This window comes from Idiomarina sp. OT37-5b (assembly GCF_002968395.1).
Lineage (GTDB): Bacteria > Pseudomonadota > Gammaproteobacteria > Enterobacterales > Alteromonadaceae > Idiomarina > Idiomarina aquatica.
Genome location: NZ_CP027188.1, coordinates 704,042 through 726,636 on the forward strand (window position 1 = coordinate 704,042; position 22,595 = coordinate 726,636).

The window sequence follows — 22,595 nt, forward strand, 5'->3', positions numbered from 1 at the left end:
CCCGGTGACAAAGGTTACCGTTTTCGCGTGGGTTTACATGGTATTTTCGGCAATAACTGTGGTAAACTCGAGCCAATTTACGTATTTCTTTCACACTTTGATGTTTGGGTGTTGGATTAACCATCGATGACACAGTCCACGAACACGGCTATGCCACTATTACACGCCGACCGTGTAAGCTCAATTCGCAGTGGACGCGTATTGTTCTCGCAGTTGCAACTGGCCGTTCAGGCCGGCGAGATCTGGCAGATCAGCGGTGCCAACGGTGCCGGCAAGTCAACCTTACTCCGTATGTTGGCGGGGTTACTGGTGCCGAACGAGGGCGAAGTCCGTTTTAACGGCCAGCCGCTGCACCGGGTTCGCGACGACTATCATCAACAGCTGTTATACATTGGCCATAAAGCGGCCGTTAAACCCGAACTCAGTGCGCTCGAAAACGTGTTCTGGCAGCGCCGGTTGGGGGGCGACACCACCGCCACCGCCGAGCAAGCGCAGGACTGGGATGTCCTGGAACAACTCGGTTTGTTGGGGCTGGAAGAAGAAATGACCGGACGGCTGTCGGCCGGACAGCAGCGCCGCGTAGCACTCACCCGACTCTGGTGCAGCACCGCCAGCTTGTGGATCCTCGATGAACCTTTTACCTCACTGGACGTGGACGGCATTGCGCTGTTACAACAACGTTTTCTGCAGCACCTCAGCCGCGGCGGCAGTATCGTCATGACCTCTCATCAGCCGCTGACCGACACCCAGTTGCCACTGCAGCAACTGACACTCAACAGCGCCCGGGCCGAGGTGTTGTTATGATGAACTCCTGGCAGTTATGGCGGTCGGTATTAGTGAAAGATTTGCGCATTGCCGCACGACGGCGCTCTGACGCGCTCAACCCGCTGTTGTTTTTGTTAATGGTGGTGACCTTGTTCCCGCTGGGGATCGGCCCCGGTCCGGACATTCTTGCGCGCATTGCGCCGGGTATCATCTGGGTGGCGGCACTGTTGGCAACCCTGCTCGGTCTGGATCGGCTGTTTAAGGACGACTACAACGACGGCTCACTGGAGCAGTTGTGTCTGTTGCCGCAACCGTTGGCTTTTACGCTGACCGCCAAAGTGGCAGCGCACTGGCTGTTAAGCGGACTGCCGCTGGTGATCCTGTCGCCGGTGCTGGCGTTATTACTGAATTTACCGCTGGACGCCTGGTGGGCACTGGCACTGACGCTGCTGCTGGGCACCCCGGCACTGAGTGCACTGGGTGCTATCGGCGCCGCGCTGACCTTACAGTTGCAACGTGGCGGCTCGCTGGTCAGCTTGATATTATTACCGCTGTTTATCCCGTTGCTGATTTTTGCAACCTCGGCGGTGGAAAACGCCGGCATGGGCCTGGCGGTGCAAGGACAATTGGCCATTTTGGCTGCAATCTCCGTATTAACGGTAACCCTGGCGCCGCTGGCGATGGCGGCCGCTGTCAGAATGAGTATGAATTAATATGTGGCGATGGTTACACCCTTACGCAAAACCTGAAGCAACTTATCGTTTGGTCGACAAACTGCTGCCTTGGTTCGCGGCGTTAACCGCGGTGTCACTGCTGGTCGGTATGGTTTGGGGGCTGGCGTTCGCACCGTCGGATTATCAGCAGGGCGACAGTTACCGCATTATCTACATTCATGTGCCGTCAGCGATTTTCTCCATGGGAGCCTACTTTGGCATGGCCGTGATGGGGGTGATTGCGCTGGTCTGGCAGATCAAAACCGCAGAATGGTCGATTCCCGCCATTGCGCCGGTCGGTGCCGCGATGACCGCCATTGCCCTGTTTACCGGCGCCATCTGGGGCAAGCCGATGTGGGGCACCTGGTGGGTATGGGACGCGCGGCTCACGTCGGAGCTGATCCTGTTGTTCCTGTACGTCGGTGTAATGGCGTTGTATTACGCCTTTGATGACCAGCGCACCGGTGCGAAAGCGGCAGCCATTCTGGCCATCGTCGGGGTCGTCAACCTGCCCATCATTCATTATTCCGTCGAGTGGTGGAACACCCTGCATCAGGGCGCGACCATTACTAAATTTGAGCGGCCGTCGATAGCGACCAGCATGCTCTGGCCGTTGCTCATCAGTCTGCTCGGCTTCATGCTGCTGACCATCAGCCTGGTGATGATGCGCTTTAAAAACGAATTATTACGCCATGAGTTACACCGGCCCTGGGCGCAGCGCGTACTGGGCACGGCGGAGGAGTCACACTAATGGCTTTTGACAGTTTTCAGGAATTTGTACAGATGGGCGGCTATGGCTTTTACGTCTGGTTGTCGTTCTTTCTGACCTTTTTGGTGATTGCCGGTGTCGCACTGGATGCGCTGATCGGACGTCGCCGCCTGCAACGACAAAGCAGAACATTGCAGCGTCGCAGGCAGCGTTTGTCCAAACGTCAGCAACGGCAATCGTCGCCGGTTGAGGAGTCGAAGCGATGATGAACCCACGCAGAAAAAAACGCTTAACCTGGGTGATGCTGTTGGTGGTCGGGGTATCTGTGGCCATCGGGCTGATGCTGTTTGCCATGAGCCAGAGCATTAACTTATTTTACACGCCGTCCGATTTCGTCGAAGTCGAGGAAGGCAAACAACCACCGACCGTTGGCCAGCGCATGCGCGTTGGCGGCATGGTGGTAGAAGGCTCGGTTAAACGCAACCGTGACACCCTCGAAGTGCGTTTTAACATCACCGATACCGGCCCCGAAATCACCGTGCTTTATCAGGGTATCCTGCCGGATCTGTTCCGCGAAGGGCAGGGCATCGTTGCCCAGGGCGAACTGATTGAACCGCGGGTACTGCGTGCCAGCGAAGTGCTGGCCAAGCACGACGAAGAATACATGCCGCCGGAACTGGCCGAAAAAATGAAAGGCATCAAGCACGTTAACCCGAATGCACCGGATGCCTTTAAACAGACTTCAGACGGAGAGTCGCAATGATTGCCGAAGCGGGACATCTGAGCATCGCCATCGCGCTGGCGTTTTCGGTCTTGTTGGCCGGTTACGCCCTGTACGGTGCCTGGCGCAGCCACGGTGGCGTGATGAGTTACGCGCGACCGCTGGCGATAGGGCAGTTTTTATTTACCGCCATCGCTTTTGCGCTGTTGGTCGCCGCCTTTGTGTTAAACGACTTTTCAATTGCCTACGTGGCCAATAACTCCAATACCGCGTTACCGGTGCATTACCGGGTAACCGCCGTATGGGGCTCGCACGAAGGCTCGTTTTTATTGTGGATGTTGATGCAGTCGGGCTGGATCGCCGCAGTGGCGCTGCTGTCCCGTTCAATGCCGTTGCCGATGGTGGCGCGGGTGCTGGGCATTTTAGGGCTTATCAGCATCGGCTTTTATCTGTTTATGCTGACGGTGTCTAACCCGTTTGATCGCAGTCTGCCGATGATCCCGGTGGATGGCCGCGACCTGAACCCCTTGTTGCAGGACCCCGGCATGATCATTCATCCGCCGTTGCTGTACATGGGCTATGTCGGCTTCTCGGTGGCCTTTGCTTTTGCCATTGCCGCACTTATCTCCGGTAAGCTGGATGCGGCCTGGGCGCGCTGGTCGCGGCCGTGGACGTTGGCCGCCTGGATTTTCCTCACCCTGGGTATTGCCATCGGCAGTTGGTGGGCCTATTACGAACTGGGCTGGGGTGGCTGGTGGTTCTGGGATCCGGTCGAAAACGCGTCCTTTATGCCCTGGCTGGTCGGCACCGCACTGCTGCATTCACTGGCGGTTACCGAAAAACGGGGCAGCTTTAAATCCTGGACCGTGTTACTGGCGATTGCTGCGTTCAGCTTAAGCCTATTGGGTACCTTCCTGGTTCGTTCCGGCGTACTGGTGTCGGTACACGCGTTCGCCTCAGATCCAACCCGTGGCTTGTTTATTCTGGTGTTGCTGGCGGTGGTCATCGGCGGCTCACTGGCGCTGTACGGTATGCGCGCAGCACAAATGCAGGGTTACAGCCGCTACGACGTTAATTCCCGCGAAGTGATGCTGCTGGGCAACAACGTGTTGCTGATGGCGGCCATGGTGGTGGTGTTGCTCGGTACGTTGCTGCCGTTGGTGCACAAAGAGCTGGGAATGGGCAGTATTTCCATCGGTGAACCCTTCTTTAACGAACTCTACAGCTATCTGGTGGTGCCTTTCGCGCTGCTGTTGGGGGTCGGTCCGCTGATGCGCTGGCGCCGGCAGCCGTTGCAACCGCTGCTGAAACCACTGGGTTTATGTCTTGTATTGGCCTTGGCGCTGACCTTGGCGCTGCCGCAAATTTGGGCGGACGAATTGCCGCTGTGGGCGGCGATCGGCCTGTTTTTGGCGTTCTGGGTCGCGCTCACGACCTTCACTGAGGTGCAACAGACGCTCAAACAACGTAAACAGGGGCTGGCCGGTATCACCCGCATTCCCGGCAGTCACTGGGGCATGGTCTTAGGTCACCTTGGTTTCGCGGTGATGCTGATTGGCGTGGCGCTGGTATCTCATTACGAAACCGAGCGCGACGTCGCCATTGCACCGGGACAAACGGTGCAAGTGAGTGGTTACGATCTGACCTTTAAAGAATTGACCCATTTTGAAGGGCCGAATTACCAGGCCGATCAGGGCGTGTTCCAGTTGCATCAGGACGGCGAGCTGGTGACAGAGGTCGTCAGTGAGAAACGTTTTTATACCGTACAGCGGATGAGCATGACCGAAGTCGGTCTGGACGCCAGCCTGCTGCGCGATCTTTACATTGCCATGGGTGAGCCATTGGACGATGTTGCCGATGCCGATCAGCCCTGGGCGGTACGTTTTTACGTAAAACCTTTTGTGCGCTGGATCTGGCTGGGTGCCATCATCATGGCGATTGGCGGTGTGTTTGCGATGGCTGATAAACGCTACCGTTCACGCAAAGTGAAAGCGGACGCGTCAACGGCTAAGGAGCAACAAGCATGAGCGAAACACAAAACAAACGCCGCTGGTGGGTGTTGTTTGCGCCATTGGTGGTGTTTGCGGGGCTAGTGGTCTTTCTGTTAAAAGGCTTAGGCAGCGACCCAACCCGACTGGAATCGGTGCTGATTGATCAGCCGGTACCCAAATTTGAGGCCGTTGACCTGTTCAATACCGACAAGGTGTACAGCGAAGAGGTGCTCAAACAGGGACCATTGCTGATGAACGTCTGGGCAACCTGGTGTCCGACCTGCCGTGCTGAACACGAGTTTTTAAACCAATTGTCGGCGCAGGGGATTCCGATTGTCGGACTGAATTACAAAGACGATTCACGGGCCAAAGCCATCGACTGGCTGAACACCCTGGGTGACCCTTACACCGTTAATTTGTACGATCCAGAAGGCAACGTCGCCTTTGAATTTGGTGTCTATGGTGCGCCGGAAACCTACTTTATCGACGCCAACGGCACCATTCGTTACCGCCATGTTGGTGACGTCAACGAACGCAACTGGAACAACAAACTGCAGCAGATTTATCAGCAACTGCAACAGGAGGCCGCGCAATGAACCGCTGGTTACTGTGTATAGGTGCATTATTGCTGAGCTTTAGTGCCGCATTGCTGGCGCAGCAGGTGACCTACGACGGGCACGAGTTCGACAACGAACAGCAACGGCGCACCTACGAAGCCTTGATTAAGGAACTGCGCTGCCCTAAGTGTCAGAATCAGAACATTGCCGATTCTAACGCGCCGCTGGCTGAAGATATGCGCGAGCGGGCTTATCAGATGGTGATGGCAGGTCAGTCAAAACAGCAGGTGATCGACTATATGGTGGCGCGTTACGGTAATTTTGCCCACTACAAACCGCCGTTTAACGCCTTCACTGCGGTGCTCTGGCTGGCGCCGCTTGTGATCGCTCTGGCCGGTATCATCATTGCACTGCGGTTGTCCCGCAAACGCAGTCAGCCGGTTGCGCTGAGTGACGAGGAACAACGTGAACTGGCGCAGTTAAAAGAGAGGTCAAAGCATGATTAAGTTAGTGCTGACCCTGGCGGCGTTAGTGATTTTAGCCGTCATCGTGGTGTTATTGGCGCGGCTGTTTCAGCGCAAGCAGGATATCCGCCGCGATGCCGAAAATCAGCAATGGTATCAACAACGTCTGCGCGAACTGGAAGACGATAACGACAACGGTCGACTGAGCGCTGAAGAGTATCAACAGGCCAAAGTCGAACTCGATAAGACCTACGTCACCGACAGCCGTAACATCGAAGACGAAGTACGCTGGTTACCGGCCAAGCCCTGGTTACCGATGTTGCTGTTGGTGGTCATTTCAGTGGGTTTTTATGCCGGGTTTGGTAGCTGGTCATTGCAGCGTCAGGCAGATCAGGCGTTGCAACAATTACCCGAGTTGGGCAAAACCGTACTGCAGGAACAACAGCAGGTTGACGCAGAGACGTTGTCGACATTTGCGCTGGGACTGCGACAGAAACTCCAACGCCAGGGCGATGACCCCATTGCCTGGTGGATTTACGCCGGGCTAATGACCGATTTGCAACAGTTCGATCAGGCCAACAATGCCTTCGAACGCTCACTCAAGCTCGATCCGGATCGGGTTGGCACGTTGATCAGCTACGCCCGTTTTCTGCTCCAGAACGGCGGCGCTGACGCGAATCAGAAAGCGGCACAGTTACTGGCACGGGTGTTAAGGCTAGAGCCGTCGAATATCGACGCCTTGTCACTCAGCGGTTTTGTCGCGTTCGAAAACGGCAATTATCAGCAGGCCATTAATGCCTGGCAGCAGTTGCTGCAGTTAACACCGGACGGTGCCGCGCGCCGCTCGGCGGTGGAACAGGCCATTGCCGATGCCGAACAGCGCATGCAGCAGGACGCTCAGCAGTTAACGGTGACGGTAGAGGTCAGTGAATCGCTGCGCGATCAGATCCCGGCAGGGGCAACCTTGTTTGTTTACGTGACCGCGGCTGACGGCGCACCAATGCCGGCAGCGGTAAAACGGGTACCGGCCAGTTCGCTGCCGGTTACGGTAACCCTCAGTAACCGCGATTCGATGTTGCCGGACTACCGCATGAGCTCGCTGTCACAGTGGAAGGTACAGGCACGGGTATCGGCGGATGATAAAATCGATGCCGCCGCCGGTGATCTGAATGCCGAAGCTAAGGTTATTAAGGCTAAAGAGTCCGCCACGGTTACTCTGCAACTGTCCGAGCAGACCGTGCAGGAAAAGTAATACAGGCTTCATTCAACAAGGGAAACAAAAGAACACATGCAGAAGACGTATTTGCAAACGAGCGGCTGGTTAAAAGCACTCACCGCGGTATTGGCGATGGTGGTGTTGAGCGGTTGTTCATCAACGCCGGACGATCCCTACGCCGACAAACGTGACCCCTTTGAGGACGTTAACCGGGTGATGTGGGATTTCAACCAGGAAGTTGATGAAGCGGTCATTAAACCGGCGGCAGAAGTTTATAAAAAAGTCCCTGAACCCATCCGCACCTCGTTGCACAATATGTTTGAGAACCTGCAGGAACCCTGGTCAATGGCCAATAACCTGTTACAGGGTAAGCCGACCGATGCGGCGGTAAGCGCCGGGCGGTTTTTCTTTAACACCACCATTGGTCTGCTGGGTCTGCTTGATCCGGCCACTGAGATGGGCTTGACCAAACGCGAAGAGTCGCTCGGGCAAACGTTGGCGGTGTGGGGCGTCCCCGATGGTCCTTACCTGATGCTGCCGATTGCGGGGCCGACGGTTCTGATCGACCGTGGTACCGACTGGGTGGACGGCAATTACTTCCCGTATACCGAAATTGATACGGACTGGGATATCCCCCGTTACACCGTAAAAGGTCTGCGTGCGCGGTTGAGTCTGAGTAAGCAGGAGCAAATGCTGGAGAACTCACTGGACTCCTATACCTTTGTAAAAGAAGCCTATTTTCAAAACTGGCGCTATCAGGTGTACGACGGTAACCCACCACCAGAAGAAGACGAAGGTAACGAATCGTTCGACGATTTCGAAGAATTCGAAGAATTTTAATCATTTCGTGACATTGACGGTTCACTCATCCTGAACAATGCTTAAGGAGCGGTTACGGATATGAGGTGAACGGTCAATGTCGCAAGCAAAGGTGTTGGTCATCGAAGACGATGTCGTATTTCAGGGCCTCGTCAGCACCTACCTAAAACAATTAGATTACGATGTGCAGTGTGCGACACGTGGCGAAGAAGGCATCGCTCTGTGCCGCCGACGGCTGCCCGATATTATCCTCTGTGATTTACATTTACCCGACGTCAGCGGCTTGCAAGTCATTGAAAATCTGTTAAGCAGCGCTGCCGATCTGCCCATTATTGTGGTTTCCGCCAGCGAGTCGATGAACGATATTCGTGATGCGGTGCGCCTCGGAGCCTGGGACTATCTGGTGAAACCGCTGGACAGCCTGGCCATTTTAAATCAGTCCATTCAACACTGCCTGAAGCGCTATCAGTTGGAGGAAACCTATCTGCACGATCGTTGGGAGCTGGATGACCACATCGAAGTGTTGTATCAGGATGATGCGCTGGTTAAACGGCTGACCAACGAGCTGCTGCCGTCCGGACCATTGCAAATTGGCGGCTATCGGCTCGATTTTACCCTGCAGTCGCAGGAGCCCAACGCCTGGATCGATTTTCGGCCATTGACCGACGGTAATGTTCTGGTGTTGATGGCGAGTCCGCAAAATGCCACGGATCAGGCGTTGATCCCGTTACTGGTTTTTAAAACCTTGCTGGATCCTTTGTTACGTCAACACTTGTCCGGTCATGACGATACCTTATTGCACCCGGAAAAGTTATTGCAGCATTTGAACACCGAGCTGTGCCATTCGCGCATTCGCACGGCGTTTGATGTCTGGGTGGGCGTGTTAAATACCCATTCCGGTCAGTGGCAGTGGGCGCAGGCCGGCGATCGCATTCATTCCGAGCCGCAGGCCCGTCCGGATCTGGCGTTGGGCATTTGGCAGCATGCTAACTTTCACTGCAGCCAGCTCACCGAGCGGCAAAAAATACACGCTCGGCTACCGCAGGGGGCAGAGGTTATGATTCAGCTCGAGACGCCTCAAACTGACGAATAGCTTTATCGATGTAGGGCAGGCTCATATTAATATTAATCGGCTGGGTAAAGAGGGGATAACCAATACCCGCCGCGAGTAATGCCGGTAGCTTCCACCAGCCGGGCACATCAACAATGGCATAAAACACCACACAGATAGGAACCAGTTTGGCCAGATTACAAATCAACCGCCGTGGTACCGGCATAGCTTCCTGCGCGGCCGCCATAATGGCCGCCCGTTCGACAAAGGAATAACCGCTGAGCTGAGGGATTTTTTTAGTAGAAAAATAAAACGCCATGATGACCTGCTTTAGCCTGATTGCCTTTAGATTCAACGTGTATAGCCTAAACGAATTTGCATTATAACAGCTATTCGCGGTATAAACGTGGCCGAATTTTAGAATTTTAAATATAGGTAAAGAACATGGAAAAACAGCAGGTCAAGAAAGTCGTCATCCCGGTTGCGGGGCTTGGAACACGGATGCTGCCCGCGACGAAGGCGATCCCAAAGGAAATGCTGCCGTTAGTTGACAGACCTTTGATCCAATTTATCGTGGAAGAATGTGCCGCCGCCGGTTTAACCGACGTGATTCTGGTGACCCATTCCAGTAAAAACTCCATCGAGAACCATTTTGACACCAGTTTCGAACTGGAAACCACGCTCGAGCGGCGGGTAAAACGTCAGTTACTGGAAGAAGTTCAGGCGATTTGCCCGAATGGCACCACCATCATGCACGTACGTCAGGGCGAAGCGAAAGGCCTTGGTCATGCGGTACTGTGTGCGCGTCCATTGATTGGAGACGAGCCGTTTGCGGTGGTGTTACCGGACGTATTGGTTGACGAAGCCAGCTGTAATTTAAAACGCGACAACCTGGCGGAAATGAAACGCAACTTCGAAGAGTCGGGCGCCGCGCAGGTTATGGTGGAAAAAGTGCCACGGGAAAGTGTCAGCAGCTATGGTATTGCCGACATTAACGGCGCGGACTTAAAGCCGGGTGAACAGGCACCGATCAAACAGCTAGTCGAGAAGCCGGGCGTTGAAGAAGCTCCATCGGATTTGGCGGTGGTTGGCCGTTATGTGTTCCCGAGAGAATTGTGGCCGCTGCTGAAGAAAACGCCAATCGGCGCGGGTAATGAAATTCAGTTGACCGATGCGATGGCGATGTTGCTGGAAGACAAGCCGGTTAATGCCTACTACATGAAGGGTCGCAGCCATGATTGTGGCAACAAGTTTGGCTACGCAAAAGCGTTTGTTGAGCACGCTTTACGTCATCCGCAGCTTGCGGCTGACATGAAAGCTTATCTTAAAACCCTCTGACAGCTTGGTTCCTGCCGTCGCGCCAAAGGCGCGACCGACTAGCCGGCGGCAGCTTTGGCGGTTTCGATCTCCTTACCCATGATAAGATCCGCCAATTGCCGCGCGCAGGGGCCGGTTTGTTCGCCCTTGGGCAACACCAGGTACAGGCTGCCTTTGCGGCAGGTACTGCCTTCCAGTTCCAGCTTGCGCAATGCGCCTTTCTTCATTTCCCGTTCGGCAATGTACGGCGGCAACCAGCAAAACCCGAGTCCGGAACGCACCAAACGCAAGGCTTCGTCAAAATGACTGACGGTCCAGCGCTGTTCCGCTTTTAACCAGCCCTCATCTTCCTGAGGATTAACCGCAGTATCGCGAATAACGATTTGTAGATGCTGACTCAGCTCTTCCTGCTTGATCGGTTGTTCCAGTTGCGCCAGGGGGTGAGAGGGGTCGCAGACCAGATCCATGACATAATCATCAATCGGCTCGCCAATAAAGCCCTTAGGGACATGGTGAGTAATGACCACATCCGCCGATTTTTCCCGAATGTGCTCCAGCGTACCGGTTAACACGGTGTCTTCAATGGATAACCGGCTACCGCGGCTAAAATCCTGAAATTTGCGCAGCGCCGGGATCAGCGTGGAGCGGTCAAACACCATTTCCAGCGCCAGTTTCACTTCCGGCTCCCAGCCCTGTTCCAGATTGTGTGCCAATTGCTCCAGCTCCTGCGCGGTCTGGGTCAACTGCCGGGAGCGTCGTAACATCACCTCGCCGACGCTGGTGAGCACCGCTTTACGGCCCTTCACCTCGAGCAGTTGTACGCCAAGAACTTGTTGCAGTTTGGCTACGGCGTGGTTTAACGAAGACTGACTCTTATTGAGTTGCTCGGCTGCGTGAGCGTAGCCGCCACAGTCGATTACGGCCTGAAAAATCCGCCACTGCTCTAAGGTGGATTTTGCTCTGTAATGTGCCATATCGGTATTGATGCCGCCTTTTATCAAGAAATTACTGAAATAACTTATGTCCTCGCCGTAAGAATGGCGCGGATCGGTGCTTTGTACCCTTCAATAGTCATTTTGTGGTCATTTGGATCAAGAAAGTCGGCTAAAGATTCTCCTCGCATCCAATCCGTTGCCCGTTGCTCCTGCAGCGAGGTGGTGTTGTGATCGACCACCTCGATGTCAGTAAAACCGAGTCGTTGCATCCATACCGCCAGCGCTTTGGCACTGGGCAGGAACCAAACGTTGCGCATTTGTGCGTAGCGCTCACCCGGCATCATTACGGTGGTTTCATCGCCCTCGACGACGATGGTCTCCAGCACTAGCTGGCCGCCGGGCTTCAACAGGCCTTTCAGTTGCTGCAAAAACTCCAACGGTGAGCGGCGATGATAGAGCACGCCCATGCTGAACACGGTGTCAAAGCTGTTCAGTTGCGGCATCTGTTCAATCCCGACCGGGAAAAAGTGGGCGCGCTTGGCCAGTGCCGTCGGCATGTATTTTTTAATCGCCTGAAACTGGGTTAAAAACAACTCGCCCGGATCAACCCCCCAGACATCCGCTGCACCGGCTTCCAGCATCCGCCACAGGTGATAACCACTGCCACAGCCGACATCGAGCACCTGTTTGCCCTGCAGTGAATTAATGTGTGGTGCAACCCGTTGCCACTTCCAGTCCGAGCGCCACTCGGTATCGATGTTCATGCCAAACAGCTCAAACGGGCCTTTGCGCCAGGGGCACAGTTGCATTAACAAGCCGCGCAGTTGCGCCCGCTGCGAATCAGTCGCTTGTTGCGCGCGACCGACGGTGACGGTATCGCCAAGGCTGACATCGTCGTCACGCTCAATGCTCAGAGACGGCAGTTGTTTCAATACTCGCTGCCACTTACGAAAGTCACCGTGCGGCTTATCGGTAAATTGCCGTAGCTGTGCCGGCAGCGTCTCCAGCCAGGCTGCATGAGGGCTATCAATCAAACGCGCCAACGAAGCATTAAACCAATCCATTATTCGGTACCCTTAACCGCCATCATCGCGGCAAAATTAAAACATTGAAACCAACAACCGTAGTGGGCAAAACCTGCCTCTTCAAAACGCGCAAAATGGGTCGTCATGGAGTCAATCTTCATGACGTTTTCAATGGCCGCCCGTTTTTGGCTGATTTCCAGTTCGCTGTAACCGTTGGCACGTTTAAAATCATGATGTAGATCAACCAGTACATCGGCGATGTGTGGGTCTTCGGCGACGATTTTTTCGGCAATGAACAGCACACCGCCGGGCTTTAATCCGGAAAAAATGCGCTGAATAATCTGCTGACGCTCTTCACGCGGCACAAATTGCAACGTAAAATTCAGCACCACAATAGAGGCATCCTCGATGTGGGTTTCACGAATGTCCTCGCACCGCAGCGTTACCGGCAGTTGGCTTTTAAAGCCCTGCAAATGCAGTTGCGCGCGCTCAATCATGGCGTCGGAATTATCGACGGCAATAAGCTGAACCTGCGACGCCTGTTCACAGCCTTTACGCAGCGCAAGCGTGGCCGCACCGAGCGAGCAGCCAAGGTCATACACGTTGGACTGCGGCTGGACGTAACGCTCAGCCAACTGTGGCAACGTCTGCAAGATGCTGGAATAGCCGGGCACCGAGCGGTTGATCATATCGGGAAAAACTTCGACCACCTGCTGGTCAAAGCGAAAATCCGAAACGCTCGGCAGCGGTTTAGAAAAAATTGTGTCGCGATGGTTCATAAATAGCGTTACTGTCCGATACTTTAGATGAATAATAAACGGGTTGCTTACAATAGTTGTAGTTTACCGAACCTGCTGGAGATAATACACCGAATGAAACGTCAATGGTTTCTATTACTCTTAATACTGACCAGTGCAATAGCCACCCCAGCGTTAGCGACGGAAGAGGCTAATGACTGGCTGGTTGACCATCCGCAGGTTCGGGTCGGAGTGCCGGACGATTTGGCACCACTCATCAGCATCAGTAATGACCAGGCGCGTGGCTTTGACGTCGACGTATTAACCACCATTACCGCCGGTGTACCGATCGAGTTTGCCTGGACCCCTTGCGGCAGTTGGTCGCAATGTCTGGTTGCACTAAAAAACAAAGAAATCGATGTACTGACCAGTATGTCGTACTCCACCGAGCGAGCGGCGTACACCAGTTTTACTCAGCGTTACTGGACCATGCCCTGGGCGACCCTGTCGCTGGTGACCGAAACCGGTGCCAGTGAGCGTGAAACCGACGTCAATCAGCTGCGTGGTCGGCAAATTGGTGTTACCGAGGGTTACAGCGTGATCCCCATGTTGCGTAATATCGAGCAAACCGAAGTGGTTGAATACCGTTCACTGACCGACGGCATCGAAGCGCTGCAACGATCGGTGATAGATGTCTATGTCGACAGTCTACCGATTGTGGTTGATGAATTGCAGCAGCGGCCGCTGGTCAATGCGCAGCTTACCGTTTTAAGCGGCGCGCCGGGAGAGGACCTGTTCATCGGAGTGCGCAGTGACTATCAGCCGCTGGTGGTGATTCTTAATGAAGGTATCGAAAACCTCACCGCGCTGGAGCGACAGCGCCTGCGTCGCAAATGGTACGGCTACGAGTTACAGCGTGGCTGGAGTGACCAGGAACTGCTGAGTCTGGGGTTAAAAGCGGGTTCGGTGGTGGTGCTGCTGATTGCCGGCGTCGCTTTCTGGAACAGCCGCCTGCGCCGCGAAGTAAAATTGCGTAAAGCCGCCGAGCGACGCATACGTTACGTTGCGACCCATGACGAATTAACCGGGCTGCCGAATCGTAATCTGTTGTCGGATCGGCTCGAACAGGCGATTCTGCAACATCAGCGCAGTAATAAAGCCTTTGCCATGATGTTCCTCGATCTGGACGGTTTTAAAATCATTAACGACGACTTCGGCCACGAATACGGCGACGAGCTGCTGGTGCAGGCCGCACAGCGTCTGACCGGGTTATTGCGCAAGTCGGATACGGTATGTCGTTACGGCGGTGACGAGTTCGTGGTGTTATTACCCAGTACCAATAACGTCAACGCCGCACTGGCGGTCGCACGTAAATTGGTAGTGCACCTGGCGCGCCCCTATAAAGTCAAATCGCAGACCCTCGATGTCAGCGTCAGCATCGGCGTGGCAATGTTCCCGAAACACGGCGTCGACGAGCAAACCCTGCTGCGCTCCGCCGACAAAGCCATGTACGCGGCAAAAGCCGCCGGCAAAAACGACGTTCGCATGGCCGGATGACATTCCGTGCCAGTTCGCTATAATGTAGCGCTTCATTTTGACAACATCCAACCAACGCCGGTAGTAGGAAACGTACATGCGAACGCATTATTGTGGACAAATTAACGCAGAATTAGCAGAACAGCAGGTCACTCTGTGTGGCTGGGTTAACAAACGTCGCGACTTAGGCGGATTGATCTTTATCGATTTGCGTGACCGCGAAGGGCTTATCCAGGTGGTGTTCGACCCGGATCAGCAGGCTCTGTTCGAACAGGCTAATAAATTGCGTCAGGAGTTCTGCGTTCAGATCAAAGGCAAGGTCAACCGTCGTCCTGACAGTCAGGTTAATAAAAACATGAAAACCGGCGAGGTTGAGTTGCTGGCGTCAGAGCTGAACATTTTAAGCCGCTCTGAACCGCTACCGATCGATTTTAACTCGCAGGTCAGCGAAGAAGCGCGTTTGCGCTACCGCTACCTCGATCTGCGTCGCCCGCAGATGAACGAAAAACTCCAGTTTCGTGCGAAAGTCACCAGTGCTGTGCGTCGCTTCCTCGACGACAGTGGCTTTTTAGACATCGAAACGCCGATGCTGACTCGCGCTACACCGGAAGGCGCGCGCGACTATCTGGTGCCGAGCCGCACGCACAAAGGCCGCTTCTTTGCGTTGCCGCAAAGTCCGCAGTTGTTTAAACAGTTGCTGATGATGTCCGGTTTCGACCGTTACTATCAAATCGTAAAATGCTTCCGCGACGAAGACTTACGCGCCGATCGTCAGCCGGAATTTACCCAGATTGATATCGAAACCTCGTTCATGACCGCGGAGCAGGTGATGGAAGTCACCGAAAACATGACCCGCGAGCTGTTCCAGTCATTGCTGGGCGTTGATCTTGGCCAATTCCCGACCATGAGCTGGCACGAAGCGATGCAACGCTACGGTTCGGACAAGCCGGATCTGCGTAACCCGCTGGAGCTGGTTGACGTTGCCGATCTGCTCAAAGACGTTGAATTTAAAGTATTCTCTGGCCCGGCCAACGACGAGAAAGGTCGCGTTGCGGTTATCCGTCTGCCGGAGCAGGCCGATAACGTATCGCGCAAGATGATCGACGAATACACTAAGTTTGTCGGTATCTACGGCGCTAAAGGGTTGGCCTGGGTTAAGGTTAATGACCTGTCTCAAGGCCGTGACGGGCTGCAGTCACCGGTCCTGAAATTTTTACCGGATGACGCTCTTAACGCGATTCTTGAGCGCACCGGCGCGCAAACCGGTGACGTGCTGTTCTTCGGTTCCGACAAAGCCAATGTGGTGGCCGAATCGATGGGCGCACTGCGGTTGAAACTGGGTGAAGAATTTGGCCTGGTCAGCGACGAGTGGAAACCGTTGTGGGTAGTGGACTTCCCGATGTTCGAAGAAAACGACGACGGTTCGCTGGCGGCGTTGCACCATCCGTTTACCGCACCGGTCAATGTCACGCCGGAAGAACTCAAAGCCAACCCGGCACAGGCACTGTCGAATGCGTATGACATGGTGCTGAACGGCGTCGAAGTCGGCGGCGGTTCGGTACGTATCTTTGACAACGCCATGCAACAGGCGGTGTTCGAAGTGCTCGGCATTGGCAAAGAAGAAGCGGCCGAAAAATTCGGCTTCCTGCTGGAAGCGTTGAAGTACGGTACACCACCGCACGCGGGTCTGGCCTTTGGTCTGGATCGTCTGGTGATGCTGATGGTCGGCGCAAGCTCCATCCGTGACGTGATTGCCTTCCCGAAAACCACCACCGCCGCCTGTGTGCTGACCGACGCACCGGGGCTGGCGAATCCGGATGCATTGCAAGAACTGGGTGTTAAGAGTACGGTTGAGGATAACCAAGAGTAAACACAAAGGGTGAACTATGGCAGGTCATTCTAAATGGTCCAACATTAAACACCGTAAAGCCGCGCAGGACGCTAAGCGCGGCAAAATCTTCACAAAACTCATCCGCGAAATTAATGTCGCCGCCCGCGAGGGCGGTGGCGATCCGGAAACCAATCCGCGCCTGCGCGCCGCCATTGATAAAGCGCTTTCCAATAACATGAAACGCGACACCATCGATACCGCGATCAAACGCGGTACCGGTGAAATGGAAGGCGATAACGTTGAAGAGCTGACCTACGAAGGCTACGGCCCCAATGGTGTGGCGATTTTGCTGGAGTGCATGACCGACAATAAAAATCGCACGGTGTCGGAAGTGCGTTACGCGTTCAGCAAGCACGGCGGTAACCTGGGCACCGACGGCTCGGTGGCGTACCTGTTTAATAAAAGGGGGGTCATCAGTTTTAGTAACGACGATTCCGCTCAGCAGGTGACCGAGGAACAGCTGATGGAACCGGCGCTGGAAGCCGGCGCTGAGGACATCGTCAAACACAGCGACGGCAGCCTTGAGGTGATGACCACACCGGAAAACTTCGGTGCGGTTAAGGATGCGTTGGATGCGCGCGAGTTGCACGCGAGCAACGCCGAAGTGACCATGGTACCGGACACCAAAGTGGATTTGGATGAGGACAGTGCGCGCAGTTTCTTAAAACTGCTGGATGCGCTGGAAGACCTCGATGATGTGCAGAATGCGTATCATAACGCGGACATCTCGGACGAGGTGTTGGCGAATCTAAACGACAGTTAATACAACCTCTCACTGAGCGACCTGACGCATGAGCATCATTCTGGGCATTGACCCGGGTTCCCGGCTAACCGGTTACGGCATTATTCAGCGCCACGGCCGCCATTTGCATTATGTCGCCAGTGGCTGCATTCGGGTTACGGGAACGGCAGCGCAGCCGCTGACGCTGGCGGAAAAGCTGAAGCGTATTCACAATTCGGTGGCGGAGCTGATTACGCAGTTTCAGCCGGATGAATTTGCGATTGAGCAGGTGTTTATGGCTCGTAACCCGGATTCGGCGTTAAAGCTGGGGCAGGCACGGGGTGCGGCGATTGTGGCGGCGGCGTGTTGTGATCTGCCAGTGGCGGAATACAGCGCGCGTTCGATTAAGCAGGCGGTGGTGGGCACCGGTGCGGCGGAAAAGGAGCAGGTACAGCATATGGTGATGGCGTTGCTGAAACTGTCCCGCCGGCCTCAGGCTGACGCCGCCGATGCCCTCGCTGTCGCTATTTGTCACGCCAATACCTCCCGCCGGTCCGAATTAATTCCTCGGGATATCAACCATCACAGGTTTTAAAGAATTCAACGTCAAAAACCTTTGAAACCTGAAACGCCAGCATTTCCTGGGAACCTAAACAGATCGTCGGTAGCCGTCGGTTTAGTGAGGCGTAGCCGAACGTACCGACGGTCCGAGGCGTAACCCCGCCTAGCGCCCCCGAATACCCAATGATATGATATCGCCATCACCAATAAAAAAAGAACACCAATGATTGGACAAATTTCCGGCAAGCTTATCGCCAAACAGCCTCCTGAAGTGCTGGTCGACGTCAACGGCGTTGGTTACGAAATACAACTGCCAATGACCTGCTTCTACGCACTGCCGGCACTTAACGAAGCCGTTACCCTGGTGACTCACTTTGTGGTGCGCGAGGACGCCCAGTTATTGTACGGTTTTAATAACCAGAGCGAGCGCAGCCTGTTCCGGTTATTAATCAAAACCCAGGGCGTTGGCCCCAAACTGGCGCTGGCCATCCTCAGCGGAATGAACGCCGACGAATTTGTCTGGGCGGTGAATCAAAACGACGTCAGCCGGCTGGTAAAACTGCCCGGTGTTGGCAAGAAAACCGCCGAACGGCTGGTGATCGAAATGCGCGACCGCCTGAAAGACTGGCAGGGCAGCAGTACACCGGCGACCGACGCCGCAGCCATTGACGCGGTCACCGCCGATTCCACCTTTGTACACCCGGCCGATGCCCGCGCCGACGCCTTGAGTGCCTTGCTGGCGCTGGGTTATAAACCGAATCAGGCGGAAAAAGCGCTCTCTGCGGTGTATCAGCAGGAGTTAACCAGCGAAGAGCTGATCAAAGCCTCGCTAAAACAACTGGCATAACGAGAACACCATGATTGAAGCCGACCAAATACCGAGCCATCGCATCGTCGAAGCCGCGACTCAGGGCGACGACGAAGCCATCGATCGCGCCATTCGCCCCAAAGTGCTGACCGACTACACCGGTCAGAAACACGTCGTTGAGCAAATGGAGATCTTTATCGAGGCCGCCCGCAAACGACAGGAAGCGCTCGATCATCTGCTCATTTTTGGTCCGCCGGGGCTGGGTAAAACCACACTGGCCAACATCGTTGCCAATGAATTAAACGTCAACATTAAAACCACCTCCGGGCCGGTGCTGGAAAAAGCCGGTGACTTAGCCGCGCTGCTGACCAACCTGGAACCGCACGATGTGTTGTTCATCGATGAAATTCATCGCCTCAGTCCGGTGGTGGAGGAGATCCTTTACCCGGCGATGGAGGATTACCAGCTCGACATCATGATCGGTGAAGGGCCGGCGGCGCGCTCCATTAAACTCGATTTGCCGCCGTTTACACTGATCGGTGCCACCACCCGTGCCGGTGCGCTGACGTCGCCACTGCGGGATCGCTTTGGCATCGTCCAACGGCTGGAATTTTATAACGTAGAAGAATTGACCGACATCATTGAGCGCTCCGCCAAGTACATGAACATGGTGATGAAGCAGGGCGGCGCCCGTGAGATTGCCCGCCGTTCGCGCGGCACCCCGCGTATTGCTAATCGGTTGTTGCGACGGGTTCGGGACTACGCCGAGGTGAAAGGCAACGGTGAAGTCGATGAAGCCACCGCCAACGCCGCGCTGACCATGGTCGACGTCGACCAGGCTGGTTTTGATTACATGGACCGCAAATTGCTGCTGGCGATCATGGAGAAATTCCTCGGTGGTCCGGTGGGGCTGGATAACCTGGCGGCAGCCATTGGCGAAGAGAAAGACACCATTGAAGACGTGCTCGAGCCGTATTTGATCCAACAGGGCTTTCTGCAGCGCACGCCCCGGGGTCGCATGGCAACACCGCGCGCTTATCAGCACTTTGGTTTAAAGCCGGAAGACAAAACTCGGTAAATGTTCTGTAAAAAATAGCCAAAAAAAAGCCCGCACATAAGTACGGGCAAACAGAACAACAAGAAGGAAGTTAAAAAAATCCAGGGAACCAAATCAAAAAAACTCAGAAATAGTGACAACCAAACTCTGTCTCTTCGATTTGATGGCTATTATACGGCTAAATTGCGCTGTATCAAACAAGAAAAATTGCACTTTCAAATTAGTTTTAGTAATCCGACTGTTGTAACAAACGGTGAAAAAAAGACCAACATTTTTTCAACAAACGAAAAAATTCGTTAAAAAACAACTATCTGAATTTTAATTGTTTCAATTTTGTCATAAAAAAAAGTCTGCTGAGAAATTGCTCAGTCCAACTTTTAAAGGCTCCGGGAGCAAATATGACAAAGTTGTCATTTTTAGGGGTTTTGTCCAATATGAACGAGCACTTTGAGTGGCCAATACGGGTTTATTACGAAGACACAGATGCTGGTGGTATCGTTTATTATGCGAATTATCTCAAATTCCTTGAGCGCGCCCGCACCGAATGGTTAAGGTCTTTAGGGATTGAACAGGACAGCTGGTTAGATCACAATAGAGCCTTCGTCGTCAGACAGGTGGAACTGGACCTGCGCGAAGCGGTTCGTTTTAACGCTGAACTGACGGTCACGGTTAAGGTCGAACAGCTAAAGCGCGCCTCCATCGTTTTTACCCAGCGGGTGTTGGGCAAACAGGGGCAGCTGCACTGCCAGGCAACGGTAAAAGCAGCCTGTGTGGATAAGCAGGCGATGCGCGCGGTTGCCATGCCAGAGCCGATTCATACGGCGATCAGCGCGGCACTGGGCTAAACCAGCCGGACGAAATAACGAAGTGCCTAAGTAGCACGCACAACGGTCACAACAGAGGGTTACATAGCGTGGAAACAGAATTATCCTTTATTGATTTGTTCTGGCAGGCAAGCCTGCTGGTGAAGTTGGTCATGATCATGCTGTTGGCCATGTCAGTATGGGGTTGGGTGCTGATTTTCCAGCGTAAAAAGGTGATTGCCACCGCCAACAAAGACGCGCTGAAGTTTGAAGATCGTTTTTGGTCCGGTGTCGATTTAGCACGTCTGTATCAGGAAATTTCAGCCCGCGCAAAAAATGCCAAAGGCATGGAACTGCTGTTCCACGCCGGCTTTAAAGAATTCGCGCGCTTGCGCAATCATCAGGGCTCTAACCCGCAGGCGACCGTTGAAGGGGCGTTCCGCGCGATGCGCGTTGCCCACGCGCGGGAGTTGGAAAAACTCGAGAACAACCTGGGTATTCTGGCCACCATCGGTTCGATCAGCCCTTACATCGGCTTGTTTGGTACCGTGTGGGGGATCATGAACGCCTTTATCGCCCTTGGTGCAGTTGAACAGGCCACGCTGGCGATGGTAGCACCGGGTATTGCCGAGGCTCTGATCGCTACGGCCATGGGTCTGTTTGCCGCGATTCCGGCGGTCATTGCCTATAACCGCTATGTTAACCGGGTAGAAAAGGTCGATAACCATTACATGAACTTCATCGACGAGTTCATTGCCATTTTGCAGCGTCAGGCGCTGGCACAAAGTGCTAACGGTAACAGCAAAAGCGAGGACCCTGCGCTATGATGGTGATGCCGCGCAAACGCCGTAAGCCGGTCGCGGAAATTAACGTCGTACCCTACATCGACGTGATGTTGGTGCTGTTGATCATCTTTATGGTAACGGCGCCGCTGATCACGCAGGGCGTTAAGGTAGAACTGCCAAAAGCGTCCTCGGAACCGCTGGCAAAAGACTCTAAGCCACCGTTGGTGGCCTCGGTAGACGCCGAGGGGAATTATTATCTCAATCAGAACACCAACCCGGACCAGCCGATCAGCGCGCAGGAAGTGGCGACGTTGGTGGCCGCACAGTTGCAGGTCGAGCCGGACACACCGGTAATGGTCAACGGTGACGGGGCGGTGTCCTATAACCAGGTGGTGCAACTGATGGTGTTACTGCAAAAAGCAGGCGTGCCCTCGGTTGGCCTTATGACAGACTCTTCGGAAAATTAGTTGTGGCGAAAAAAGTACCAGGCACAGACAGTATTACTTTACCGCTGGTTTACTCCATCGGCATACACCTGGCCATTGGTGCGGTGTTGTTATTCAGTTTTGAATTCACACCAAAGGAACCAACACCGATGGAAGTGAGTCTGAGTGAATCAGAGTTCCAGCAGCAGCCCGACGAGGTGGTGCAGGCGGTATCGGTGGATAAGGCCGCGGTTGAACAACAGGTCCAGCGCATCAAAGAGCAAAAAGAAGCCGAACGCCGTGCCGAACAACAACGCATTGCCGAATTAGAACGCAAAGCGGAAGACGCTCGTAAAGCGCGTGAACGTGAAGAACAGCGTCGCCGTGAAATCGAGCAGCAGCAGGAGCGCGAACGTCAGGAAGCCGCAGAAGCTCGTCGTGCCGCCGAACAAGCCCGTAAAGAAGCGGAAAAACTGGCGGAAGAACGACGTAAAGCGGAAGAAGCCGCGAAAGCAGCAGAAGAGCGCCGTAAGGCCGCTGAAGAAGCCGAGCGTCGGGCGGAAGAAGAGCGCAAACGCCGCGAGGAAGAACGTAAACGCCTGGAAGAGGAGCGTCGTAAAGCGGCTGAGCGAGAAGCGCAACTGCAAAAAGAAATGGAAGCCGAGCGTGAGCGCCGTGCCGCCGCACGTCGTCAGCAGATGCTCAGCGAAATCGAGAAATATCAGGCGCTGATCCGACAGACCATTCAGCGCAACTGGAACGTCGACGAGTCAATGAGCGGTAAGTCCTGCGAATTGACCATCAGCGTAGCGCCCAGTGGTTTTGTGAAAAGCGTGACCACCGGCGCCGGTGACCCGGCGGTGTGTCGCTCAGCCGAAAATGCGGTGTTGAAGGCAACCACTTTACCGGTGTCGGAAGATCCTGAGATTTATGAACAAATGAGTACCATCAAACTAACTGTTAAACCGCAGTTGTAACTTAAGGTGAA

General features: G+C 54.4%; 26 protein-coding genes. 22 read left to right on the forward strand and 4 right to left on the reverse strand.

What is annotated here, in order from left to right:
• Positions 1-126: 126 nt before the first annotated feature.
• The 11 genes from ccmA (at position 127) to C5610_RS03230 (ending at position 9,048) form a co-directional block, all read left to right on the forward strand.
• Positions 127-804 carry a cytochrome c biogenesis heme-transporting ATPase CcmA gene (gene ccmA, locus C5610_RS03180; RefSeq protein WP_105305870.1) on the forward strand — a complete coding sequence of 226 codons (678 nt, stop codon included), beginning with the start codon at positions 127-129 and terminating at the stop codon, positions 802-804.
• Positions 804-1,478 carry a heme exporter protein CcmB gene (ccmB, locus tag C5610_RS03185; RefSeq protein ID WP_105307687.1) on the forward strand — a complete coding sequence of 225 codons (675 nt, stop codon included), beginning with the start codon at positions 804-806 and terminating at the stop codon, positions 1,476-1,478. The genes ccmA and ccmB overlap by 1 nt, the downstream gene beginning before the upstream one ends.
• Before the next feature lies 1 nt (position 1,479).
• On the forward strand, positions 1,480-2,229 hold the full coding sequence (locus tag C5610_RS03190) for a heme ABC transporter permease (protein WP_105305871.1): 750 nt from the start codon (positions 1,480-1,482) through the stop codon (positions 2,227-2,229).
• A complete protein-coding gene (gene ccmD, locus C5610_RS03195; protein WP_105305872.1) occupies positions 2,229-2,453 on the forward strand; it encodes a heme exporter protein CcmD in 225 nt (74 codons plus the stop codon). Before C5610_RS03190 ends, ccmD begins: the two co-directional genes overlap by 1 nt.
• Positions 2,453-2,950, forward strand: a complete 498-nt coding sequence (gene ccmE / locus C5610_RS03200) for a cytochrome c maturation protein CcmE (protein ID WP_105307688.1) — start codon at positions 2,453-2,455, stop codon at positions 2,948-2,950. Before ccmD ends, ccmE begins: the two co-directional genes overlap by 1 nt.
• Entirely contained in the window at positions 2,947-4,935 is a 1,989-nt protein-coding gene (locus C5610_RS03205) for a heme lyase CcmF/NrfE family subunit (RefSeq protein ID WP_105305873.1), read from the forward strand. Before ccmE ends, C5610_RS03205 begins: the two co-directional genes overlap by 4 nt.
• Positions 4,932-5,495 carry a DsbE family thiol:disulfide interchange protein gene (locus C5610_RS03210; protein ID WP_105305874.1) on the forward strand — a complete coding sequence of 188 codons (564 nt, stop codon included), beginning with the start codon at positions 4,932-4,934 and terminating at the stop codon, positions 5,493-5,495. Before C5610_RS03205 ends, C5610_RS03210 begins: the two co-directional genes overlap by 4 nt.
• Complete coding sequence (locus tag C5610_RS03215) at positions 5,492-5,962, forward strand: cytochrome c-type biogenesis protein (RefSeq protein WP_105305875.1); 471 nt, start codon at positions 5,492-5,494, stop codon at positions 5,960-5,962. Before C5610_RS03210 ends, C5610_RS03215 begins: the two co-directional genes overlap by 4 nt.
• On the forward strand, positions 5,955-7,172 hold the full coding sequence (gene ccmI / locus C5610_RS03220) for a c-type cytochrome biogenesis protein CcmI (RefSeq protein ID WP_105305876.1): 1,218 nt from the start codon (positions 5,955-5,957) through the stop codon (positions 7,170-7,172). Before C5610_RS03215 ends, ccmI begins: the two co-directional genes overlap by 8 nt.
• 36 nt (positions 7,173-7,208) lie before the next feature.
• Complete coding sequence (locus C5610_RS03225; protein WP_187346277.1) at positions 7,209-7,976, forward strand: VacJ family lipoprotein; 768 nt, start codon at positions 7,209-7,211, stop codon at positions 7,974-7,976.
• A 76-nt stretch (positions 7,977-8,052) separates the two neighbouring features.
• Positions 8,053-9,048, forward strand: a complete 996-nt coding sequence (locus tag C5610_RS03230; RefSeq protein WP_105305877.1) for a response regulator — start codon at positions 8,053-8,055, stop codon at positions 9,046-9,048.
• Here the strand turns inward: C5610_RS03230 and C5610_RS03235 are convergent.
• Positions 9,011-9,325, reverse strand: coding sequence for a DUF6170 family protein (locus C5610_RS03235; protein WP_105305878.1), 315 nt, complete (start codon positions 9,323-9,325; stop codon positions 9,011-9,013). The genes C5610_RS03230 and C5610_RS03235 overlap by 38 nt on opposite strands.
• 125 nt (positions 9,326-9,450) lie before the next feature.
• On the opposite strand from C5610_RS03235, the gene galU reads away from it, so the two are divergent.
• The gene (gene galU / locus C5610_RS03240) at positions 9,451-10,344 is read left to right on the forward strand and encodes a UTP--glucose-1-phosphate uridylyltransferase GalU (protein ID WP_105305879.1); all 894 of its coding nucleotides are present in this window, start codon (positions 9,451-9,453) and stop codon (positions 10,342-10,344) included.
• 38 nt (positions 10,345-10,382) lie between these two features.
• On the opposite strand, the gene C5610_RS03245 is transcribed toward galU, so the two are convergent.
• Genes C5610_RS03245 through cmoA form a run of 3 tightly spaced genes read right to left on the reverse strand, consistent with a single transcriptional unit; the run spans position 10,383 to position 13,062 of the window.
• The gene (locus C5610_RS03245) at positions 10,383-11,297 is read right to left on the reverse strand and encodes a LysR family transcriptional regulator (RefSeq protein WP_105307690.1); all 915 of its coding nucleotides are present in this window, start codon (positions 11,295-11,297) and stop codon (positions 10,383-10,385) included.
• A 44-nt stretch (positions 11,298-11,341) separates the two neighbouring features.
• On the reverse strand, positions 11,342-12,322 hold the full coding sequence (cmoB, locus tag C5610_RS03250; protein WP_105305880.1) for a tRNA 5-methoxyuridine(34)/uridine 5-oxyacetic acid(34) synthase CmoB: 981 nt from the start codon (positions 12,320-12,322) through the stop codon (positions 11,342-11,344).
• The gene (cmoA, locus tag C5610_RS03255; RefSeq protein ID WP_105305881.1) at positions 12,322-13,062 is read right to left on the reverse strand and encodes a carboxy-S-adenosyl-L-methionine synthase CmoA; all 741 of its coding nucleotides are present in this window, start codon (positions 13,060-13,062) and stop codon (positions 12,322-12,324) included. Before cmoA ends, cmoB begins: the two co-directional genes overlap by 1 nt.
• A 93-nt stretch (positions 13,063-13,155) precedes the next feature.
• Here cmoA and C5610_RS03260 point away from each other — a divergent pair, with 93 nt between their 5' ends.
• The 10 genes from C5610_RS03260 (at position 13,156) to tolA (ending at position 22,584) form a co-directional block, all read left to right on the forward strand.
• Positions 13,156-14,577, forward strand: a complete 1,422-nt coding sequence (locus C5610_RS03260) for a diguanylate cyclase domain-containing protein (RefSeq protein WP_105305882.1) — start codon at positions 13,156-13,158, stop codon at positions 14,575-14,577.
• Between the two features lie 76 nt (positions 14,578-14,653).
• Positions 14,654-16,426 carry an aspartate--tRNA ligase gene (gene aspS, locus C5610_RS03265; RefSeq protein ID WP_105305883.1) on the forward strand — a complete coding sequence of 591 codons (1,773 nt, stop codon included), beginning with the start codon at positions 14,654-14,656 and terminating at the stop codon, positions 16,424-16,426.
• 16 nt (positions 16,427-16,442) lie between these two features.
• Positions 16,443-17,210, forward strand: a complete 768-nt coding sequence (locus C5610_RS03270) for a YebC/PmpR family DNA-binding transcriptional regulator (RefSeq protein ID WP_105305884.1) — start codon at positions 16,443-16,445, stop codon at positions 17,208-17,210.
• Between the two features lie 28 nt (positions 17,211-17,238).
• A complete protein-coding gene (gene ruvC / locus C5610_RS03275) occupies positions 17,239-17,763 on the forward strand; it encodes a crossover junction endodeoxyribonuclease RuvC (protein ID WP_105305885.1) in 525 nt (174 codons plus the stop codon).
• A 189-nt stretch (positions 17,764-17,952) separates the two neighbouring features.
• Complete coding sequence (gene ruvA, locus C5610_RS03280; RefSeq protein ID WP_105305886.1) at positions 17,953-18,576, forward strand: Holliday junction branch migration protein RuvA; 624 nt, start codon at positions 17,953-17,955, stop codon at positions 18,574-18,576.
• 10 nt (positions 18,577-18,586) lie between these two features.
• Positions 18,587-19,615, forward strand: a complete 1,029-nt coding sequence (ruvB, locus tag C5610_RS03285) for a Holliday junction branch migration DNA helicase RuvB (protein ID WP_105305887.1) — start codon at positions 18,587-18,589, stop codon at positions 19,613-19,615.
• Positions 19,616-19,992: 377 nt separating this feature from the next.
• On the forward strand, positions 19,993-20,439 hold the full coding sequence (gene ybgC / locus C5610_RS03290; RefSeq protein ID WP_410054412.1) for a tol-pal system-associated acyl-CoA thioesterase: 447 nt from the start codon (positions 19,993-19,995) through the stop codon (positions 20,437-20,439).
• Between the two features lie 68 nt (positions 20,440-20,507).
• A complete protein-coding gene (tolQ, locus tag C5610_RS03295; protein WP_105305888.1) occupies positions 20,508-21,224 on the forward strand; it encodes a protein TolQ in 717 nt (238 codons plus the stop codon).
• Between the two features lie 2 nt (positions 21,225-21,226).
• Positions 21,227-21,649, forward strand: a complete 423-nt coding sequence (gene tolR / locus C5610_RS03300) for a protein TolR (RefSeq protein WP_187346289.1) — start codon at positions 21,227-21,229, stop codon at positions 21,647-21,649.
• Positions 21,650-21,651: 2 nt separating this feature from the next.
• Complete coding sequence (gene tolA / locus C5610_RS03305) at positions 21,652-22,584, forward strand: cell envelope integrity protein TolA (RefSeq protein WP_262339996.1); 933 nt, start codon at positions 21,652-21,654, stop codon at positions 22,582-22,584.
• The last annotated feature ends 11 nt before the right edge of the window (positions 22,585-22,595 follow it).

What these genes read in the sequence shown, in the direction of transcription:
- ccmA (WP_105305870.1), top strand. Translation starts at nt 127, where the DNA reads ATGACACAGTCCACGAACACGGCTATGCCACTATTACACGCCGACCGT.
- ccmB (WP_105307687.1), top strand. Translation starts at nt 804, where the DNA reads ATGAACTCCTGGCAGTTATGGCGGTCGGTATTAGTGAAAGATTTGCGC.
- C5610_RS03190 (WP_105305871.1), top strand. Translation starts at nt 1,480, where the DNA reads ATGTGGCGATGGTTACACCCTTACGCAAAACCTGAAGCAACTTATCGT.
- ccmD (WP_105305872.1), top strand. Translation starts at nt 2,229, where the DNA reads ATGGCTTTTGACAGTTTTCAGGAATTTGTACAGATGGGCGGCTATGGC.
- ccmE (WP_105307688.1), top strand. Translation starts at nt 2,453, where the DNA reads ATGAACCCACGCAGAAAAAAACGCTTAACCTGGGTGATGCTGTTGGTG.
- C5610_RS03205 (WP_105305873.1), top strand. Translation starts at nt 2,947, where the DNA reads ATGATTGCCGAAGCGGGACATCTGAGCATCGCCATCGCGCTGGCGTTT.
- C5610_RS03210 (WP_105305874.1), top strand. Translation starts at nt 4,932, where the DNA reads ATGAGCGAAACACAAAACAAACGCCGCTGGTGGGTGTTGTTTGCGCCA.
- C5610_RS03215 (WP_105305875.1), top strand. Translation starts at nt 5,492, where the DNA reads ATGAACCGCTGGTTACTGTGTATAGGTGCATTATTGCTGAGCTTTAGT.
- ccmI (WP_105305876.1), top strand. Translation starts at nt 5,955, where the DNA reads ATGATTAAGTTAGTGCTGACCCTGGCGGCGTTAGTGATTTTAGCCGTC.
- C5610_RS03225 (WP_187346277.1), top strand. Translation starts at nt 7,209, where the DNA reads ATGCAGAAGACGTATTTGCAAACGAGCGGCTGGTTAAAAGCACTCACC.
- C5610_RS03230 (WP_105305877.1), top strand. Translation starts at nt 8,053, where the DNA reads ATGTCGCAAGCAAAGGTGTTGGTCATCGAAGACGATGTCGTATTTCAG.
- C5610_RS03235 (WP_105305878.1), bottom strand. Translation starts at nt 9,325, where the DNA reads ATGGCGTTTTATTTTTCTACTAAAAAAATCCCTCAGCTCAGCGGTTAT.
- galU (WP_105305879.1), top strand. Translation starts at nt 9,451, where the DNA reads ATGGAAAAACAGCAGGTCAAGAAAGTCGTCATCCCGGTTGCGGGGCTT.
- C5610_RS03245 (WP_105307690.1), bottom strand. Translation starts at nt 11,297, where the DNA reads ATGGCACATTACAGAGCAAAATCCACCTTAGAGCAGTGGCGGATTTTT.
- cmoB (WP_105305880.1), bottom strand. Translation starts at nt 12,322, where the DNA reads ATGGATTGGTTTAATGCTTCGTTGGCGCGTTTGATTGATAGCCCTCAT.
- cmoA (WP_105305881.1), bottom strand. Translation starts at nt 13,062, where the DNA reads ATGAACCATCGCGACACAATTTTTTCTAAACCGCTGCCGAGCGTTTCG.
- C5610_RS03260 (WP_105305882.1), top strand. Translation starts at nt 13,156, where the DNA reads ATGAAACGTCAATGGTTTCTATTACTCTTAATACTGACCAGTGCAATA.
- aspS (WP_105305883.1), top strand. Translation starts at nt 14,654, where the DNA reads ATGCGAACGCATTATTGTGGACAAATTAACGCAGAATTAGCAGAACAG.
- C5610_RS03270 (WP_105305884.1), top strand. Translation starts at nt 16,443, where the DNA reads ATGGCAGGTCATTCTAAATGGTCCAACATTAAACACCGTAAAGCCGCG.
- ruvC (WP_105305885.1), top strand. Translation starts at nt 17,239, where the DNA reads ATGAGCATCATTCTGGGCATTGACCCGGGTTCCCGGCTAACCGGTTAC.
- ruvA (WP_105305886.1), top strand. Translation starts at nt 17,953, where the DNA reads ATGATTGGACAAATTTCCGGCAAGCTTATCGCCAAACAGCCTCCTGAA.
- ruvB (WP_105305887.1), top strand. Translation starts at nt 18,587, where the DNA reads ATGATTGAAGCCGACCAAATACCGAGCCATCGCATCGTCGAAGCCGCG.
- ybgC (WP_410054412.1), top strand. Translation starts at nt 19,993, where the DNA reads ATGACAAAGTTGTCATTTTTAGGGGTTTTGTCCAATATGAACGAGCAC.